General features: G+C 45.6%; 13 protein-coding genes. All 13 read left to right on the forward strand.

Going from position 1 to position 17,553, the window contains the following annotated elements:
- Positions 1-95 precede the first annotated feature (95 nt).
- The 13 genes from cobN to QUB61_RS16265 all read left to right on the forward strand — a co-directional run bounded on the left by cobN (position 96) and on the right by QUB61_RS16265 (position 17,380).
- Positions 96-4,154: a cobaltochelatase subunit CobN gene (gene cobN / locus QUB61_RS16205; RefSeq protein ID WP_333127892.1), complete on the forward strand. Its 4,059-nt coding sequence runs from the start codon at positions 96-98 to the stop codon at positions 4,152-4,154.
- A gap of 45 nt (positions 4,155-4,199) precedes the next feature.
- Positions 4,200-5,309: an AAA family ATPase gene (locus QUB61_RS16210; RefSeq protein WP_333127894.1), complete on the forward strand. Its 1,110-nt coding sequence runs from the start codon at positions 4,200-4,202 to the stop codon at positions 5,307-5,309.
- Positions 5,266-5,811: a DUF3226 domain-containing protein gene (locus QUB61_RS16215; protein ID WP_333127896.1), complete on the forward strand. Its 546-nt coding sequence runs from the start codon at positions 5,266-5,268 to the stop codon at positions 5,809-5,811. Before QUB61_RS16210 ends, QUB61_RS16215 begins: the two co-directional genes overlap by 44 nt.
- Before the next feature lie 299 nt (positions 5,812-6,110).
- A complete protein-coding gene (locus QUB61_RS16220) occupies positions 6,111-6,446 on the forward strand; it encodes a DUF3226 domain-containing protein (protein ID WP_333127898.1) in 336 nt (111 codons plus the stop codon).
- Between the two features lie 65 nt (positions 6,447-6,511).
- Positions 6,512-8,389, forward strand: coding sequence for a hypothetical protein (locus tag QUB61_RS16225; protein WP_333190031.1), 1,878 nt, complete (start codon positions 6,512-6,514; stop codon positions 8,387-8,389).
- A 610-nt stretch (positions 8,390-8,999) separates the two neighbouring features.
- Positions 9,000-9,920, forward strand: a complete 921-nt coding sequence (locus QUB61_RS16230) for an NAD(+) kinase (RefSeq protein ID WP_333127902.1) — start codon at positions 9,000-9,002, stop codon at positions 9,918-9,920.
- A 161-nt stretch (positions 9,921-10,081) separates the two neighbouring features.
- Complete coding sequence (locus QUB61_RS16235; RefSeq protein WP_333127904.1) at positions 10,082-10,567, forward strand: hypothetical protein; 486 nt, start codon at positions 10,082-10,084, stop codon at positions 10,565-10,567.
- A 178-nt stretch (positions 10,568-10,745) separates the two neighbouring features.
- On the forward strand, positions 10,746-12,719 hold the full coding sequence (locus QUB61_RS16240) for a carbamoyltransferase (RefSeq protein WP_333127906.1): 1,974 nt from the start codon (positions 10,746-10,748) through the stop codon (positions 12,717-12,719).
- A 39-nt stretch (positions 12,720-12,758) separates the two neighbouring features.
- Complete coding sequence (locus tag QUB61_RS16245; RefSeq protein WP_333127908.1) at positions 12,759-13,307, forward strand: SxtJ family membrane protein; 549 nt, start codon at positions 12,759-12,761, stop codon at positions 13,305-13,307.
- A complete protein-coding gene (locus tag QUB61_RS16250) occupies positions 13,308-13,472 on the forward strand; it encodes a DUF5989 family protein (protein ID WP_333127910.1) in 165 nt (54 codons plus the stop codon).
- A 4-nt stretch (positions 13,473-13,476) separates the two neighbouring features.
- A complete protein-coding gene (locus QUB61_RS16255) occupies positions 13,477-14,709 on the forward strand; it encodes an SGNH/GDSL hydrolase family protein (protein WP_333127912.1) in 1,233 nt (410 codons plus the stop codon).
- A gap of 13 nt (positions 14,710-14,722) precedes the next feature.
- Entirely contained in the window at positions 14,723-16,048 is a 1,326-nt protein-coding gene (locus QUB61_RS16260; RefSeq protein ID WP_333127914.1) for a hypothetical protein, read from the forward strand.
- Positions 16,049-16,054: 6 nt separating this feature from the next.
- Positions 16,055-17,380 carry a hypothetical protein gene (locus QUB61_RS16265; RefSeq protein WP_333127916.1) on the forward strand — a complete coding sequence of 442 codons (1,326 nt, stop codon included), beginning with the start codon at positions 16,055-16,057 and terminating at the stop codon, positions 17,378-17,380.
- Positions 17,381-17,553: the final 173 nt, after the last annotated feature.

Raw genomic sequence — 17,553 nt, forward strand, 5'->3', positions numbered from 1 at the left:
TGGGAAACACGCCCTAGCCTCTATTTATGTATAAGTCATGTTATAGTAAAGGCGATCGCACTTCCTCTCACTATTGATTAACATAAAAAAAATTAATGCACAAAATAGCCGCCACACCGGGAGGTTGGAACCCTCAAGCAGAAGGAGTAATTTTTATTCAGCAAACCCCCGCACCAATAGTATTTATTAGTGCTGCTGACACCGACATTCAAACACTCGCAGCCGCCGCATCCAAAATGCCGGCAGAATTCCCCAAACTGCGCGCAGTAAACCTGCTTCAGTTGCAGCAACAACTAACAATTGATACTTATGCCGAAGAAGTTTTAGAACGCGCAGAGGTGATAATCTTAAGACTGTTAGGAGGGCGTTCTTATTGGTCTTACGGGTTAGAAATTCTGCGGGAAACTGTGCAGAAAACTAACGCATCACTCATTGTAATGCCGGGAGAAGACAGTCCCGATCCAGATTTAATCAGCCATTCAAATGTATCGCTATCAGCAGTCAATAAACTGTGGCGCTACTTTACAGAAGGCGGAGTCCAAAACTTTGTTAACGCACTCAAATTTGCCGCCGATACTTGCCTGAAAACTGCTTACAATCCACCGCTACCTCAAACAGTTTCCCGCGTCGGAATTTACGAATGGGGCGGACACGCGCCGCCGTGTTTTGCAACTTTACAACCAGATTCCGATCCCCCTAAATCCCCCTTAATAAGGGGGACTTTGACCACTTCTTGCTCCCCCCTTAAGAAGGGGGGTTGGGGGGGATCTCCGGGTTTACCAACCGACGCTGAACCCCCTAAATCCCCCGCCGATAGAAGCGGGACTTTGACCACTTCTTGCTCCCCCCTTAAGAAGGGGGGTTGGGGGGGATCTCCGGGTTTACCAACCCTGGCTAAAGTCGGAATTTTATTTTATCGCGCTCATTACTTATCAGGAAACTTAGCACCAATTGATGCACTTTGTCAAGCTCTAGCAGAGCGAAACTTAGTCCCCGTTCCCGTCTTTGTGTCTTCTCTGCGGGAACCAGATTTGCAAATAGAATTGCTGGAATATTTCCAGCCTAAAGAATCAGAACCAATTCAATTATTGCTCAACACCACAAGTTTTGCAGTCTCGGGTTTCAGCAGTCAAGAACCGGAACAAAACAGCTTAAAATCCTTAGACGTTCCCGTATTGCAAGCAATCTTCAGCGGTGGCGGTTTGGAACAGTGGGAAACGGAACTTCAGGGACTTTCGCCCCGGGATGTGGCGATGAATGTAGCATTGCCGGAAGTAGACGGAAAAATCATTACTAGGGCTGTTTCTTTTAAAGCGGTACAGACTTGGAACAGCGAATTGGAAACAGATGTAGTAGGCTATGTAGCAGCGGGCGATCGCATTCAATTTGTAGCAGATTTAACCGCGAACTGGGTGAAAATGAAACAAACCCCAGCCGCCAACAGACGCGTCGCCATAATTCTAGCAAATTACCCCACTCGCAACGCCCGCTTAGCCAACGGCGTCGGCTTAGATACGCCCGCTAGCTGTGTCGAAATCCTCAAAGCTATGCAGCAAGCTGGCTATCAAATTGAAAACATCCCCGCTAGCGGCAACGAGTTAATTGAACTCCTGACTTCTGGCGTGACAAATGACCCAGAAGGACGCGAATTGCGGCCTGTTCATCAATCTTTGGATTTGGCAGAATATGAAGAATATTTTGCTAGTTTGCCGCAGCAAGTACAGGATGGGATTTGTAAAAGATGGGGGTTGGCCGAAGGTTATACACAATCTAGGGACACGGCAATGCCATCTCCCTACCTCCAGGGGAAGGAAACGGCAATCCCGTGTCCCTACTTTCCGATTCCGGGGATTCAGTTTGGGAATGTGTTTGTGGGCATTCAACCATCGCGGGGATATGAAATTGACCCGAGTTTGAACTATCATGCCCCAGACTTAGAACCAACTCACAATTATCTAGCTTACTATTATTGGCTGCGAGAAAAGTTGGGAATTGACGCTATAATTCATGCCGGAAAACACGGTAATTTAGAATGGCTTCCCGGTAAAAGTATAGCCTTGTCTAACAAATGTTATCCAGAAGTGGCATTAGGCGCGATGCCGAATTTTTATCCCTTCATTGTCAACGATCCGGGGGAAGGTTCCCAAGCAAAAAGACGATCGCAAGCTGTGATTATCGACCACCTGACACCGCCGATGACTCGCGCCGAACTCTACGGACCTTTGCAGCAGTTGGAAACCTTAATCGACGAGTATTGCGAAGCCCAAAGTTTAGATCCGTCCAGATTGCCCATGATTCGCGATCGCATTCTCGCCCTCACCAACAAAGAAAACTTAGATAAAGACTTAGGAATACAACTAAATAAATCGGAATTTACAGAATTTATCACCCGCACCGATGGCTATCTTTGCGAACTCAAAGAATCCCAAATTCGCGACGGCTTGCACATTTTCGGTCAGTGTCCCGAAGGTAGACAGTTGAGAGATTTGATAATTGCGATCGCCCGCCATCCTACCAACGGGCGATCGGGCATAACCCGCGCCCTAGCTAAGGATTTAGACCTAGACTTCGACCCGTTAACGGCCGATCCAACGTCGATAATTCAGCACCGCACAGCAGGCGATTTAACAGCAAAACTCGAAGAAAAAGCCGCTGAAGTAGTAGATAACTTAATCGAAAACATCCGCGTTCATCCGCGTTCATCTGCGGTTAAAAATATCCAAATAGGAGAAGCAACCCAACAAGAATTAGACTGGATAAATAACTATCTTTTACCTTCACTCCTCCAAACAAACCAAGAAATTACCAACCTTTTGCGCGGACTAGATGGGCGGCACATACCAAGCGGCGCATCCGGCGCGCCCACTCGCGGCAGACCAGATGTATTGCCCACCGGTCGGAATTTTTACTCAGTAGATATCCGCGCCATTCCCACAGAAACCGCCTGGAGAGTTGGCAGAGTTGCTGCTGAAACTTTAATCGAAAGATACACCCAAGAAAACGGCGAATATCCGAAAACTTTGGGTTTGTCAGTGTGGGGAACATCCACCATGCGGACGGGGGGAGACGACATCGCCGAAGCCTTGGCGCTGATAGGAGTTCAACCAGTTTGGGATGGCCCTTCGCGCCGGGTTGTAGATTTTGAAATCTTGCCAGTTTCTGTTTTGGGGCGGCCGCGCGTTGATGTTACTTTGCGAATTTCTGGCTTTTTCCGCGATGCTTTTTTTAATTTAATTGATTTGTTTGACAGTGCGGTAAAAGCTGTGGCAGATTTAGACGAATCGGCAGAAAACAACCCTTTAGCGGCACAAGTTCAAGCAGAGATTCTGTATTGGGAATCTACAGGTTTGAGTCAGGAAGAGGCGCAAAGGCGATCGCAATTTCGAGTGTTTGGCTCAAAACCTGGTGCTTACGGCGCAGGACTTCAAGGCATAATTGAAGCTCAAAACTGGACAGACGACAGCGATTTAGCAAAAGCTTACATTAATTGGAGCAGTTACGCCTATACCTCCTCTAGTTCCTCAAATTTGCCGGGAGATGTAGCAGGAGTTAAACAGAGTGAATGGGGATGTTCTGCACCCGAAGCATTTGAACAACGTCTCGGCCAAATGCAAATAGTTCTCCAAAACCAAGACAACCGCGAACACGACATCCTCGACTCGGATGATTATTATCAATTCCAAGGTGGGATGACGGCCGCAATTCGCAATTTGCAAGGCAAAAATCCTGAAACCTATTTCGGAGACAATTCGATTCCCGAGAAGCCGAAAGTGCGACAACTGCGATCGGAAATTGCGCGGGTTTACCGCAGTAGGGCTGTAAATCCCAAATGGATAGAAGGTGCGATGCGACACGGTTATAAAGGCGCGTTTGAAATTGCAGCAACTGTTGATTTTTTGTTTGCTTATGATGCTACGGCAAATTGTGTAGAGGATTTTATGTATGAAGGAATCGCAGAGGCTTACATTTTTGATGAGAAAGTGCAGGCATTTATTCAAGAAAACAATCCTTGGGCACTGCGAGATATGGCGGAAAGATTGCTAGAAGCTCGTCAGCGGGGGTTGTGGGAGAGTGCGAACCAGGATACATTGGATAAATTGAGGTCGATCGCCCTGCAAGCCGAAGCCGTCATCGAATCCCATACTGGTTTCTAGTCTGAACGGAGAAATCATAGAATATAGTTAATATGGGAGGAATCCATGTTGCGCGATCTCACCATCCAAAATTATCGCTGTTTTAAAGATTTTCATATCGACGGCCTAGCTAGGGTCAATCTGATAGTCGGTCAGAACAATAGCGGTAAAACTACTTTTTTGGAAGCTATTTATTTATTAGTTAATGAAGGAAACATTCAGTTTATACTTGAGGTGCTAAACAGCAGAGGTGAACTAACAGTCGAGCCTTCTAGACAAAGAAATGGCGAAGTCGTTTCTCAGCATTATTATCAGATTTTACATATTTTTTACGGTCATCAACTTAATAACTTCGATGGGGCTATTCATATCCGCTCTACAAAAGAGCATCCGCTCTCATTAAAAATTCAGCCTAATCCTATTGCCCAGCAACTTGCACTTCCTGGATTAGAAGATTTAGTTTTAGGTGAAGATTTATTCGGTGAGCTAGTTGTTTCATACGGACAGTATACCCAAATAAAACTTCCTATCCGTACTGATGGAACTATAGGCGATTCGCGTTACTTGCGGTTGGGGAACACATCTAAGTTAGTTTTTCCTATAGGGAGCAGCAATCAAAATTATTTTCTAACAACCACTAATATAAGCTTTGCGCGACTGTCTGTACTGTGGGATAGAATAACACTCACACCGAAAGAACAAAGTGTAGTAGAAGCATTGCAAATTCTGGAGCCGGATGTGGAACGGATTAGTTTCACCAGTCGCCCGACTTCTAATAGTGGTATTTTGCTTAAACTTCGGGACCAGCCTCACCCAGTTCCTCTTGGCAGTATGGGAGATGGTATGGGACGAATTCTTAGTATAGCAATGGCAGCCGTATCATCAGAGAATGGGTTTTTGTGGGTTGATGAAATTGATACAGGTCTTTACTATCAAACGCAAACTGATATGTGGCGATTGATATTTGAAACAGCACAGCGATTGAACGTTCAAGTCTTTGCAACTACCCACAGTTGGGACTGCATAGCCGCATTTCAAGAAGCTTTAGAACAGTCACAAGATAGTTCTGTTGGCAAATTATTTCGCTTGAGTCGGCGCGGCGAGGATATTGGTGCAGTTGAATACACTCCCGATGAATTGTCCGTTGCAGTGCGCCAAAGTATTGAGGTGCGCTGATGGCAAAAGCACGAAAACCTCCTCAACCAAACCTCAACAGTTATTGGTAGAAGGTAAGAATGACCGACACGCAATCTGGGCTTTGTGCCAGCAATATCAACTGCCAGAAACATTTTCCGTCGAAGTACCGCAAGAAGAAGGTACAGAAGGAGTTGATGCGCTGCTAAATGGCTTGCCAGAAAGATTGAAAGCAGAGAATTTACGCAGGTTGGGAATTGTGGTTGATGCCGATCGCAATTTAAGTGCGCGGTGGCAATCTCTTAAAGATAAACTGAGTTCGATCGGCGATCGAGACATCCCGCAATCTCCCCCTCCCGAAGGCTGGGTTTGCACACCTTCAGATCCATACTTGCCTCGCGTCGGAGTTTGGTTGATGCCAAACAATCAACTTCCTGGAATGTTAGAAGATTTTGTCGCCTATCTCATCCCCCCTGGCGACACCCTGCATCCGAAAGCCGAAGCAATTTTACAAGAGCTCGAACAAGCCGGACTTAACCGCTAAACTTTAACTCAATCGGCGTAAGTCCCACGCTATAACGGTACTCCGTTTAGTGCGGGGATATAAGCCGATCAAGGTCTGTGAAAAAGATCGACAATTCCCGGATTTTCTAACAGAAACGTGTAAGATATAAGTGGTTGCGACCCACCCACTCGACTGCAAACAATAGGTCACAGTAGCACTAATATGCTTGACCTCGGATAACTGCGAGAGAAAGGGGGAAAGAACAGACCGCTGGTTGGTAAGGTAACGCCCTGCTGTAAAAAATAAGCCATGTTTGTTGCACGAAGAAAAATTTTGCCTTGGGAAACAGGGCTTCTGCGTGGGTTCCCTACGAAGGGATAAAGGCTGCAAAGCCAGAGATGCTGTGTAAGACTCGGATCGTCTTCAGTGACGAATACTCGGTAACGGGTATTCCCAACAGAGCAATGGCAGATGAGACACGAAGCCCGAACTATAACGGTACTCCGTTTAGTTTGGGTATTTCACTTCATCATCCCAAAGCACTAATCCACACTTGGCTGGCATGGCAGAAAACGCCTGCAATGCCGATGGGACAAGCAATAACAGCACAGGTGATCGGCTGCGATGGCCCGATCGCCTTAATTTTTATTGAGTGGTTAAAACATCTGTTTTAACTAATTGCTCGATCCGCCGGATAATTAGTAAGATCTAGTAATATTTCGCGATCGCTGAAAGCTTTATGATTCGCCGCTACATTGCTAGCATCAGCACCAGCATCTTAAAACGTACCTGCGCCGCAGCCGCTGTATTAGCCGTAACTTTGGGATGTTCGTCTACCAAGCCGCCCAACACCGCAGCGGCCGAAGGTTCGATCGAATCTGCTGCCGCTGCGCAGTCCCCTCAGCCCATCCTCGCTCGAAACCCCAACAAATCCAGAAAATCCGTCAGCGTTCCCTCATGCCCCCAAAACGATGCCTTCACGGAGTCAGTTAACTTTGCCACCCAAGCTTCTAATTTGGCTCAATCAGCTAATTCAAAACAAGACTGGGACGAAGTAGCCACCCTCTGGGTGCAGGCCGTCGCCTGGATGCAAGCGGTTCCCCCAGGCAGTCCCAGACGGGCTTTTGCTGAGAAAAAAGTGGTGGAGTACATGAGAAACCTGGTTTATTCCCAACAGCAAGCGGGCGCAACCCGATCGCAAGCCAGTACAGTCAGCTTTAGCAGCGATTTGCTCAACGAACAACTAGAACTTTACCTATCCTACGTTGCTGCGGTCGGGCCGCCAGATGTTTTGATTGTCGGTAGTTCCCGCGCATTGCAGGGCGTCGATCCCAAACAGCTAAAACAATCTTTGGTCCAAAGGGGCAGTCCCAGCTTAAAAGTATTTAACTTTTCAGTCAACGGCGCAACTGCACAAGTAGTTGACTTTCAACTGCGGCGGCTTTTGAAGCCGGATCATTTGCCTCAAATGATTGTCTGGGCGGATGGTGTGCGGGGATTTAACAGCGGCCGGGACGATCGCACTTTTAATTCGATCGTCGATTCTGAAGGCAGCAAACTTTTAGCCGCAGGCGTTCGCCCCAAACTGCCGTCCGATGAACCCAACGTGATTCCCCAGTGTTACAGCTTCCCGCAGCCCTGCCCTAACAACACTTTCCGCAGAGGATGGACCTCTGTCAAGAGACCTTTGTGGGGCGGGCAAGATGCCCACCCCACAATCAAATTCCTGTCGAGTGGAACGGGCATCTTGCCCGTTGCTGAAACCCACCCCACAATCAAATTCCTGTCTGGTGGAACGGGCATCTTGCCCGTAGCTGACACCCACCCCACAATCAAATTCCAGTCTAGTGGAACGGGCATCTTGCCCGTAGCTGAAACCCACCCCACAATCAAATTCCTGTCGAGTGGAACGGGCATCTTGCCCGTAGCTGAAACCCACCCCCCAATCAAATTCCTGTCGAGTGGAACGGGCATCTTGCCCGTAGCTGAAACCCACCCCACAATCAAATTCCTATCTAGTGGAACGGGCATCTTGCCCGTTGCTGAGAATGCTGCAAGATATGAGTTAAAACCAATCGCAGCGGATGCAGCAACCCCTCAAGCACAATTGATTCCAGTCTCGCGGCCGACAACAGTAGCCATCAGACAAGTCAACCAATTGGCAGATTCGATCGACTCCAACGGATTCATGCCTATTTCGGACAGGTACAATCCCAACACTTATTATCGAGAACGCCCTTACGTTTCAGGCCTGTACGATCGCGACTACGAAAACTTCAACCTCGGAGGCAAACAAGCAACAGCCTTTAATTCAGTTGTAGCATTTACCAAAGCTCGCAAAATTCCCCTGATTTTCGTCAATTTGCCCCTCACCGACGACTACTTAGACGGAACTCGCCTGTGGGCAGAACAGCAGTTCCGGCAGCGAATGGATCAACTCTCGCGGCAAAAAGGCTTCGCTTTCCGCGACTTGTCGCAGCGGTGGCCTGGTCGCAACGACTATTTTTTTGACCCCAGCCACCTCAACCGCTTTGGGGCGATCGCAGTTTCTCGCCTACTCGCAACAGATTCCAGCATTGTCTGGCCGCGCCCCAAATCCCGGCGCACCGACGGGTAAGCTGTGTTGCATCTAGATTGCCTATGGTATTAGAGAGGGAGAGGGGGTGAAGGGGAGAGGGGGAGAGGATTTGACGATTTTTGATCGGGACTCGAAATATACAATTTAAATGCACAACAGCTTAATACGATTTTAGATTTTAGATTTTAGATTTTAGATTCAAGAATTGGGAATTAAAGATGAGATAATGGAGGCGAGCTTTCCAAAAATTGGATTACTTTTTGCAACTGCTATAAACCAGAGGCAGAGTCGGCGATTCAGTCTAAAATCTAATCATCTAACAATCAAAAATCCCAAATCTAAAATCTAAAATCGATGGAGGGGAGATTTCCTCTGGCATCGGAATAATAATTTTCCGAGTGCAGTGCGATCGTCACGGTCGCGGCACTTCAGTCTAAAATCTAATCATCTAAAATCGAAAACCTAAAATCTAAAATCGATAGATCGTCCCGCTCGTGGCAATTCAGTCTAAAATCTAATCATCTAACAATCTAAAATCTAAAATCTAAAATCTAAAATCGATAGATCGTCCCCCTCGTGGCGATTCAGTCTAAAATCTAATAATCTAACAATCAAAAATCCAAAATCTAAAATCTAAAATCGATAGGTTGTGCAACTAAAACAAGTAATTATAGCCCACAAAGCCAGAGATACCCTCAGCCAGCGGTGGGCAGAACAGTGTGCCCGCCAATTAGAAAGTCGCGGGTGTGAGGTTTTAATGGGCCCGAGCGGCCCGAAAGATAACCCGTATCCGGTGTTTTTAGCTTCTAGTAACAGCCCAATTGATTTAGCGGTGGTGCTGGGCGGCGACGGTACGGCCCTAGCTGCGGCGCGGAATTTGGCTGCTGACGACATCCCGATTTTGGCAGCGAATGTGGGGGGACATCTGGGTTTTTTAACCGAGTCTTTTGAGGATTTCCAAAATACTGAGGAGATTTGGGACAGACTTTCGGAAGACAGGTATGCCGTGCAGAAGCGGATGATGTTGCAGGCGGCGATTTTTGAGGGCAACAGAACCAATCTCGAACCCCAAAGCGATCGATTTTTGGCACTCAATGAAATGTGTGTCAAACCTGCTTCAGCCGATCGAATGCCGAGCTGTATTCTAGAAATGGAAGTTGACGGCGAAGTAGTCGATCAATATCAAGGCGACGGTTTAATTGTGGCAACTCCCACCGGTTCGACTTGCTACACCGCATCTGCCAACGGGCCGATTATGCACTCGGGAATGGACGCGATCGCAGTTACTCCGATTTGCCCTTTGAGTTTATCCAGTCGGGCGATCGTACTCCCGCCCGGTTCAGTCGTCAGCATTTGGCCTTTAGCAGATTACGAACTCACTACCAAACTCTGGACAGACGGCATTTTGGGTACTGCAATTTGGCCAGGACAGCGCGTAGACGTGCGGAGGGCAGACTGCGAAGCCAAGTTTATTATTTTGCGGCAAAACTATTCTTATTACGGTACTTTGAGGGAAAAACTTCTCTGGGCAGGAGCCAGAATTCGGTACAGCAACAATCACCGCAATTAATCCGAATTATCGACCGTGAAACTGCATTAACCCCTGGGACAGGTAAGCGTGAAAAAATCTGTAAAATCACCAACAATCTACAGGCAAAACCCGCTGCAGCCCAACGCACAATTTTTGTACTCTGTTAAGATCGCTCAATATCTTGACAAACAGCCTGATCAATGCATACTTTCAAAAAATCAACCCGACCTTTCAACCCTCAAGATACATATCCCTGTCCCGTGTGCCGCACCGGTCAAATTTCCACCCTACCGCTGATGGACGCCCTAGCTTGCAACTTCTGCCAGCACATTTTTACCGCAAGCGTTGAAAGACAATCGCTCGAAATGGCCGATCGCCAACCGCCCGTAACTTGGCACTGGAACGGCAAAAAGTGGATAGGAGCCCACCTCGAAGGCGTAGAATTCGGATGGCCGTACTTGGCAGTGGCTCTTGGTCTAATTTTGCTTCCCACTACCTTGCTGGGACTTTCAGCTTACTATTTTCCCCCGGTTCCCGGCAGCCGGTTGTGGTGGGTGCCCTTCGCTTGGACAGGCTTAGCTTTTTTGTCGCATTTAGGCATTGTGCTGTGGTTGGTAGGTGAATTTTATCAATTCCCGCTGGTAACTTACTTGAGAGCTTGGGGGCGCAGGATTCGCCGGCGCTAGCTTAAATGCTCTCAAACAGCCGACGATCGATCGCCCGATCGGGCGGCGCACCCGCATCGATCCAGGTAAAATTAGAGGCGATCGCAAAACTCAATTCCCAATCAGCACTTAAGCAGCTATAATCGTTAGCTATTCTAAATAGTCAAAAGCAAACGCATTGCGATTTGTGAGGAGAGCGATGAACATACTTGGAATCTCGGCGTACTATCACGACAGCGCCGCAGCCTTAATTCGCGACGGAGAAATTATAGCAGCAGCGCAGGAAGAAAGATTTTCCCGCAAAAAGCACGACGCCAGATTCCCTAAGAATGCGATCGCTTATTGCCTGAAAGAAGCAAAAATAGATTTGCGGGAACTCGATCGAATAGTCTTTTACGACAAACCTTTAGTCAAATTCGAGCGCCTTCTCGAAACCTATTTAGCCTACGCACCCCAAGGTTTTCGCTCTTTCCTAGCAGCCATGCCGATATGGCTCAAAGAAAAGCTTTACCTCAAAACCATGCTCAAAAGAGATCTCGCAGCAATAGCAAACTGCAAAACGAATCAACTGCCATCTCTGCTATTTACCGAACACCACCAATCCCACGCAGCATCGGCATTTTTCCCCAGCCCGTTTCAAAAAGCAGCCGTTTTGTGCCTCGACGGCGTCGGCGAGTGGGCAACAACCTCGGTTTGGTTGGGAGACGGCAACGAACTTACACCTCAGTGGGAAATCGATTTTCCCCACTCCTTGGGTTTGCTTTATTCAGCTTTCACCTACTACACCGGCTTCAAAGTCAACTCGGGTGAATACAAACTCATGGGTTTAGCTCCCTACGGCGAACCCAAGTATGTAGACAAGATTCTCAACTATTTAATCGACCTCAAAGATGACGGAACTTTCCGTTTGAACATGGATTATTTCAACTATACTGTTGGCTTAACCATGACAAACAAGAAGTTTGACCAACTGTTTGAAGGGCCGCCGCGCCAAGCTGAAGGAAAATTGACTCAGCGGGAAATGGACATTGCCGCTTCGATTCAAGTTGTTACCGAAGAAGTGGTTTTGAGGCTTTGCAGAACAGTTAAAAAAGAATTGGATGTCGATTATCTTTGTCTTGCCGGCGGCGTTGCTCTCAACTGCGTTGCTAACGGTCGAATTTTGCGGGAAGGTATTTTCAAAGATATTTGGATTCAGCCGGCGGCGGGAGATGCTGGCGGTGCTTTGGGCGCGGCTTTGGCGATTTGGTATCAGTATTGCGAACAAACTCGCATTGTTCCTGACGATCGACCCCTAGCAAACGATATTAAAGAGCAGAGGACTTCCGCAATCACTACAAACGAGGAGGAGAGGACTTCCGTCGTTACTAAAAACCAAGCGGTGGCAACTGTGGCGAAGTCGGTTGCTCATTTAACTTGTCACGACCAAATGCGGGGATCTTATTTGGGGCCGAGGTTTACTGACGCAGAAATTCTCGAATATTTGGATGCTGTCCAAGCCAGCTATCACCGATTGGACGATGCCGAATTAATGCCGCAGTTGGCGGAAATTTTGGAACAGGGAAATGTGGTGGGATGGTTCCAAGGGCGGATGGAATTTGGGCCGCGGGCTCTGGGCGGTCGATCGATCGTGGGCGATCCCCGCAGTGCTAAAATGCAGTCGGTGATGAACCTGAAAATTAAATATCGGGAATCATTTCGACCTTTTGCTCCCTCAATCTTAGCCGAACGAGTTGCGGATTATTTCGAGATTGACCATTCCAGCCCTTATATGCTATTGGTAGCACCAGTCAAAGCGAGTCTCCGCATTCCCATGACGGAGGAACAAGAGCAGTTGTTTGGCATTGAAAAGCTCAACATTCCGCGATCGGAGATTCCGGCTGTCACCCACGTCGATTACTCGGCTCGCATCCAAACTGTTCACAAAGAAACCAATCCTCGGTACTATGACTTAATCAGCCATTTTGAAGAGCGATCGGGCTGTTCGGTTCTGGTAAATACTTCTTTCAACGTGCGAGGCGAACCCATTGTTTGCACTCCCGAGGATGCTTACCGCTGTTTCATGCGAACCGAAATGGACTATCTGGTATTGGAAAATTACTTGCTTCCCAAGTCCGAACAAATTCCTTGGAAACAAGATGATGCTTGGAAAAATGAATTTGAATTGGATTAATTATTAGTCAGTTGGAAGTTGGCAGTTGTGAGTTGTTAGTTGGCAATTGTCATTCTTCCTTCTTGCCTCTTCCCTCTTCCTGACATCCGTTACATCCGTTACATCCGTTACATCCGTTACATCCCGTACATTGCTCGTTGCCGAACTTCCTTCTTCCTTCTTCCTTCTTCCTTCTTCCCCATGAGCGACGAAATTAAAAAACTCGATAAAAAAGGCTTGCGCGATTTCGGGCTGCTAATTGGCGGCTTGATTGCAGCGATCTTCGGTTTAGCAGTACCTTTACTGCGGCGGCATTCTCTACCTTGGCAGCCCTGGGCAGTCGGCTCCGTGCTAATCGTGCTAGGATTGATTGCACCGAAATCGCTGAATCCCGTTTATCACGCGTGGATGCGCTTTGGACTCATCCTCCACAAAATCCAAACGCCGATCGTCCTAGGGATAGTTTTTTACCTGATAATTTGGCCGATGGGAGTGATCAAAAACATTTTCGGCGAAGATGCAATGCGGCGAAAACTCAATCCGAAAATGGATACTTACCGCATCCCAAGTAAAGCAAGAACAAAAGTTAGTATGGAGCGTCCTTTTTAAGTGTTTGAAGCAACTTTAGATTTTATCAAAGATTTGTGGGCGTTTATGAAAGAACGCCAAAAGTATTGGCTGCTGCCGTTAATTGTGACTTTAGTCTTTTTAGGAGCTTTGATTGTATTGAGTCAGGGTTCTGTGATTGCTCCGTTTATTTACACCCTGTTTTGAAAGAATGAGCAAGTTGAAAAATTTGGGTGTCAATTTAGGTTTGACACTCGGCGGTTTATTTATGGGGGTGGTAATTGGTGAAATTGGATTGCGGGCGGCCAAGATTGAAGGCTATCCAAAAATAGGAGATTTGGTAGACTCAGCGCCAACTAATTTCCACACTGCCGATCCGAATTTGGGCTGGAAGCTGAAACCGGGTGCGTCGGGGGAGTGGAATGGGGAAGGTGCGAGTCTTGTGCAGGTGAATAGCGAGGGTTTGCGCGATCGCGAACATACAAAAGCAAAACCTCCAAATACTTTGCGCGTCGCGGTTCTGGGGGATTCTTTCACCGAAGCAATTCACGTACCTGTCGAACAAACTTTCTGGTCAAAATTGGAACGAAAGTTAGGCAACTGCGAGGCCGTTAAGGGACGCAAAAATGTGGAGGTCATCAATTTCGGCGTGCAGGGTTACGGTACTGCTCAAGAATTGATAATGCTGCGAAAAAAAGTGTGGGATTACAGTCCTGATATTGTAATTCTTGCTTTTTTTATTGGCAATGATGTGATAAATAATTCTCCGAAACTGGAATACGATCGCTACCGACCATTTTTTGCTTATGATGCTAGCGGCAAGTTAGTACCGGATATGTCTTTTCGCAATCTGGCGCCGATCGACCGCAACAAAAGAGCAGTTTCCTTCGTAGACCGGATGCCCAGTTTGATCGTCAACAATTCGCGCATTTTGCAGGTGATTAAAAAGGTAGACTTAGATAGGAAAAAGCGGGAGTTATCCGAGGATTTTACCGATTTAAGTGCCCAAAACTTCAAGGAACCTCAGGATGCAGCTTGGCAAGAGGCTTGGAGGGTGACAGAGGGTTTGATTGTGACAATGCGGAATGAAGTCGTGCAGAAAAATGCTGATTTCTTGGTTGTGACGATCGGCGATCCGATGCAAGTTAGACCGGAAGCCCAGACGCGAAAAGATTTTATGACAAAAAACAACATTCAGGATTTGTTTTATCCCGAGAGGCGGCTGGAAAAATTGGGCGCGCGCGAGGGTTTTCGGGTACTGAATTTATCCGAACAGTTCCAAGGTTACACTGACAAATATCAACTATGCGCCCACGGTTTTGAGAATTATGTACCCTGTGCGGGGCACTGGAATGAACTCGGACACCGGCTGGCCAGTATCCTGATTAACCGAAATTTGTGCCAAAATTTGAAGCAGTCTCAAGTCCCCAAGAAACAACCGTAATCAGTCAAATTTCATGAAAGATTCAACGGCGCTCGAAAAAGGCAAAAATGTATTAATTCTAATCGCGGTTAATTTGGCGATCGCCTTTATTTGTCTGGAAGCTTTATCGCTAGCTTTTTATTTTATCAACCAAAAACAGTTTTTTTATACCCGAACTAAAGCCAAAGAAAAAGTAGTAGAAGATATTGAAAGGATTGGCATTAGACTTAATGAATCTATCGTAGAAAGACTGCACCCACTTTTTGGCTATGTACTCAAACAAGGTGCTTTCACCAATGAAAAATTAAAGTTAAAAGTCAACAAGCACGGCTTTTTTTCTCTCTACCAATATCCGTTTATTAAAAGCAATAAAAATCAATTTATTATCGGAGTTTTTGGCGGTTCAGTTGCGAATAACGTGGCAGTAGATGAATACGTAACTCGAAGATTGTCTAACAAATTGAAGGCTTATCCAGAATTTGCAAACAAGGAAATTATTGTTTTAAATTTTGGCAACGGCGGCTACAAACAGCCCCAACAATTATTAATTCTAAATTACTTTTTGGCTTTAGGTCAAGAGTTAGATTTAGTCATCAATATTGACGGTTTTAACGAAGTAGCACTGTCAAATTTAAACAACAAAGCCCAAGTAGAAATAGGAATGCCCAGCGTTCAGCACATACAGCCTCTGGCGGGTTTAGCCAACAACAACTTGTCACCGTTGGCGATGAGTTCGATCGTGCAAATTAACGACAACAAAAAACAATTGAAAGCAGGTATTGACAGATTGCAAAATTGTCAACTTGCTTTGTGTCACGCTGTTACTTCGCTACAGATGAAACAATTAGTCAACAATTACCAGCAAGCAGTTGTCAAGTACGATTCACAAGTCAAACAATCCAAACCAGACACGGCAAATAGCGGTATATTATACATTCCCAAAGCTGACTTTGTTTTGCAGGATGCCGCTGCTTATGAGCAAATGGCATCGATGTGGTACGAATCGTCGATCGGGATGAATCAAATTTTATCAAGTAGAAAGATTAAGTATGTTCACTTTATCCAGCCCAACCAGTATTATCCTACTAAGCGAGCGTTTACCGCGAAGGAAAAGGAAATCGCGATTGACAATAAGAGTCCTTACATTGAAGGGGTGAAAAAAGGTTATCCGGTGCTTTTGTCCAAAGTCGATGATTTGCAAAAAGCTCGGGTTAATGTTTTTAACGCAGTGAATATTTTAGATAATACCAAAGAGACGGTTTACAAAGATGCCTGCTGCCACTATAATTCAGTGGGAGAAGGAGTCTTGGCAAATTATGTTTCCAGTTCTATTATTAAAGTAGTCAGGGAGTCGAAATAGAGGTTTATGAAAGATTTAAAATTCCTCAATAAAGGACAAGAATTTATAAAAATTGCTTTGATTAACTTAGCGCTTTTACTGGTTTTCCTGGAACTCGGTTCCTTGGGATGGTATTTTGTCAAGCACAAGCAATTTTTCTATACTAGAGAAAAGACGCAAGATAAGTCTGCTTTAGGAATTAATTTAGAAGGAGTGCGGCTGAATCAGTCTATTGTCGAAAGATTTCATCCTTTTTTTGGCTTTATTCAAAAACCCACTGCTGATTTTCGGCCTGGTTTTAAAGTCAATAATTATGGGTTTATTTCTCCTTACGATTACCCTCTCAAAAAAACTAAAAATAATCAGTTTTTTATAGGAGTTTTTGGCGGTTCTGTGGCTTCCGATTATGCAATATTTCAAGTTCAGAATCAAATTTTACCTAAATACCTCAAACAGTTGCCCGGTTTAAAAGATAAAGAATTTGTAATTTTGTCTTTTGCGACGGGAGGCTACAAACAGCCGCAGCAATTATTAATTTTAAACTACTTTTTGGCTTTAGGTCAAGAATTAGATATGGTCGTCAATATAGATGGTTTTAATGAAGTAGCACTTTCTAATTTAAACAATAAAAATAAAATCGATTTAGCGATGCCAAGCATTCAGCATATTTTGCCGTTGGCTAACTTCGCGAATAATAGCCTTTCTCCAAAAGCGATGAAAGCAACTCTCAGAATTCAAGAAAATAAAACTAGGATTAATCAGGGTTTGTCAAGTTTGCAACACTGCTCTTTCGCTGCGTGCGATGCTTTGACTTCTGTTTACGTTCAAAATCTAGTTAATAACTATAAAACCGATGTCATTAAGTTTGAAGAAGAACGGGCTAAACAACAAAAAAATGACAGCGTTATTTATATCAATACTAAGAAGTCGATTTTACAGGATTCATTAGCTTTTGAACAAATGGCATGGAATTGGGCAAAAAGTTCAATTTTTATGCACAAAGTGCTGTCAGCTAGTAATGTGCCTTATTTTCATGTTTTTCAGCCTAATCAATATTATCAGACGAAAAGGGTGTTTGGTAAAGCCGAAAAGCAGATTGCTTTTAACAAGGAGACTCCTTATGCTAAATCTGTACAAATTGGATATCCGGCTCTTTTCAAAAAGTTTCCGAATTTGGAAAAAAATAATATTAATATATTGAATGCTGTAAAGGTATTCGATCGCACTAAAGATGCTGTTTATGTAGATAGCTGCTGCCACTACAATAAAGCTGGGGAAGTAATTTTTAGTGATTATGTGGGCCGTTCTATTCTGGAAGCTTTGCGGAAGGATGAAAGAAAAAAGAAGAAGTAGGGGCGGGTTCCACCAACCATCAACGACTCAAACAAAAAATCTTAAAAACTCGCCCCCACCCACGGTAAATCGAAATGTACATTCAAATTTACCGTGGGGCGGGGGCGGGTTTATCGATCTTTTGAATTCTTGACGAGATTGTTGGTGAAACCCGCCCCTACTGGGCTGATGAG

The sequence above is a fragment of the Microcoleus sp. C2D2 genome (assembly GCF_036702495.1).
Classification (GTDB): Bacteria; Cyanobacteriota; Cyanobacteriia; order Cyanobacteriales; family Microcoleaceae; genus Microcoleus.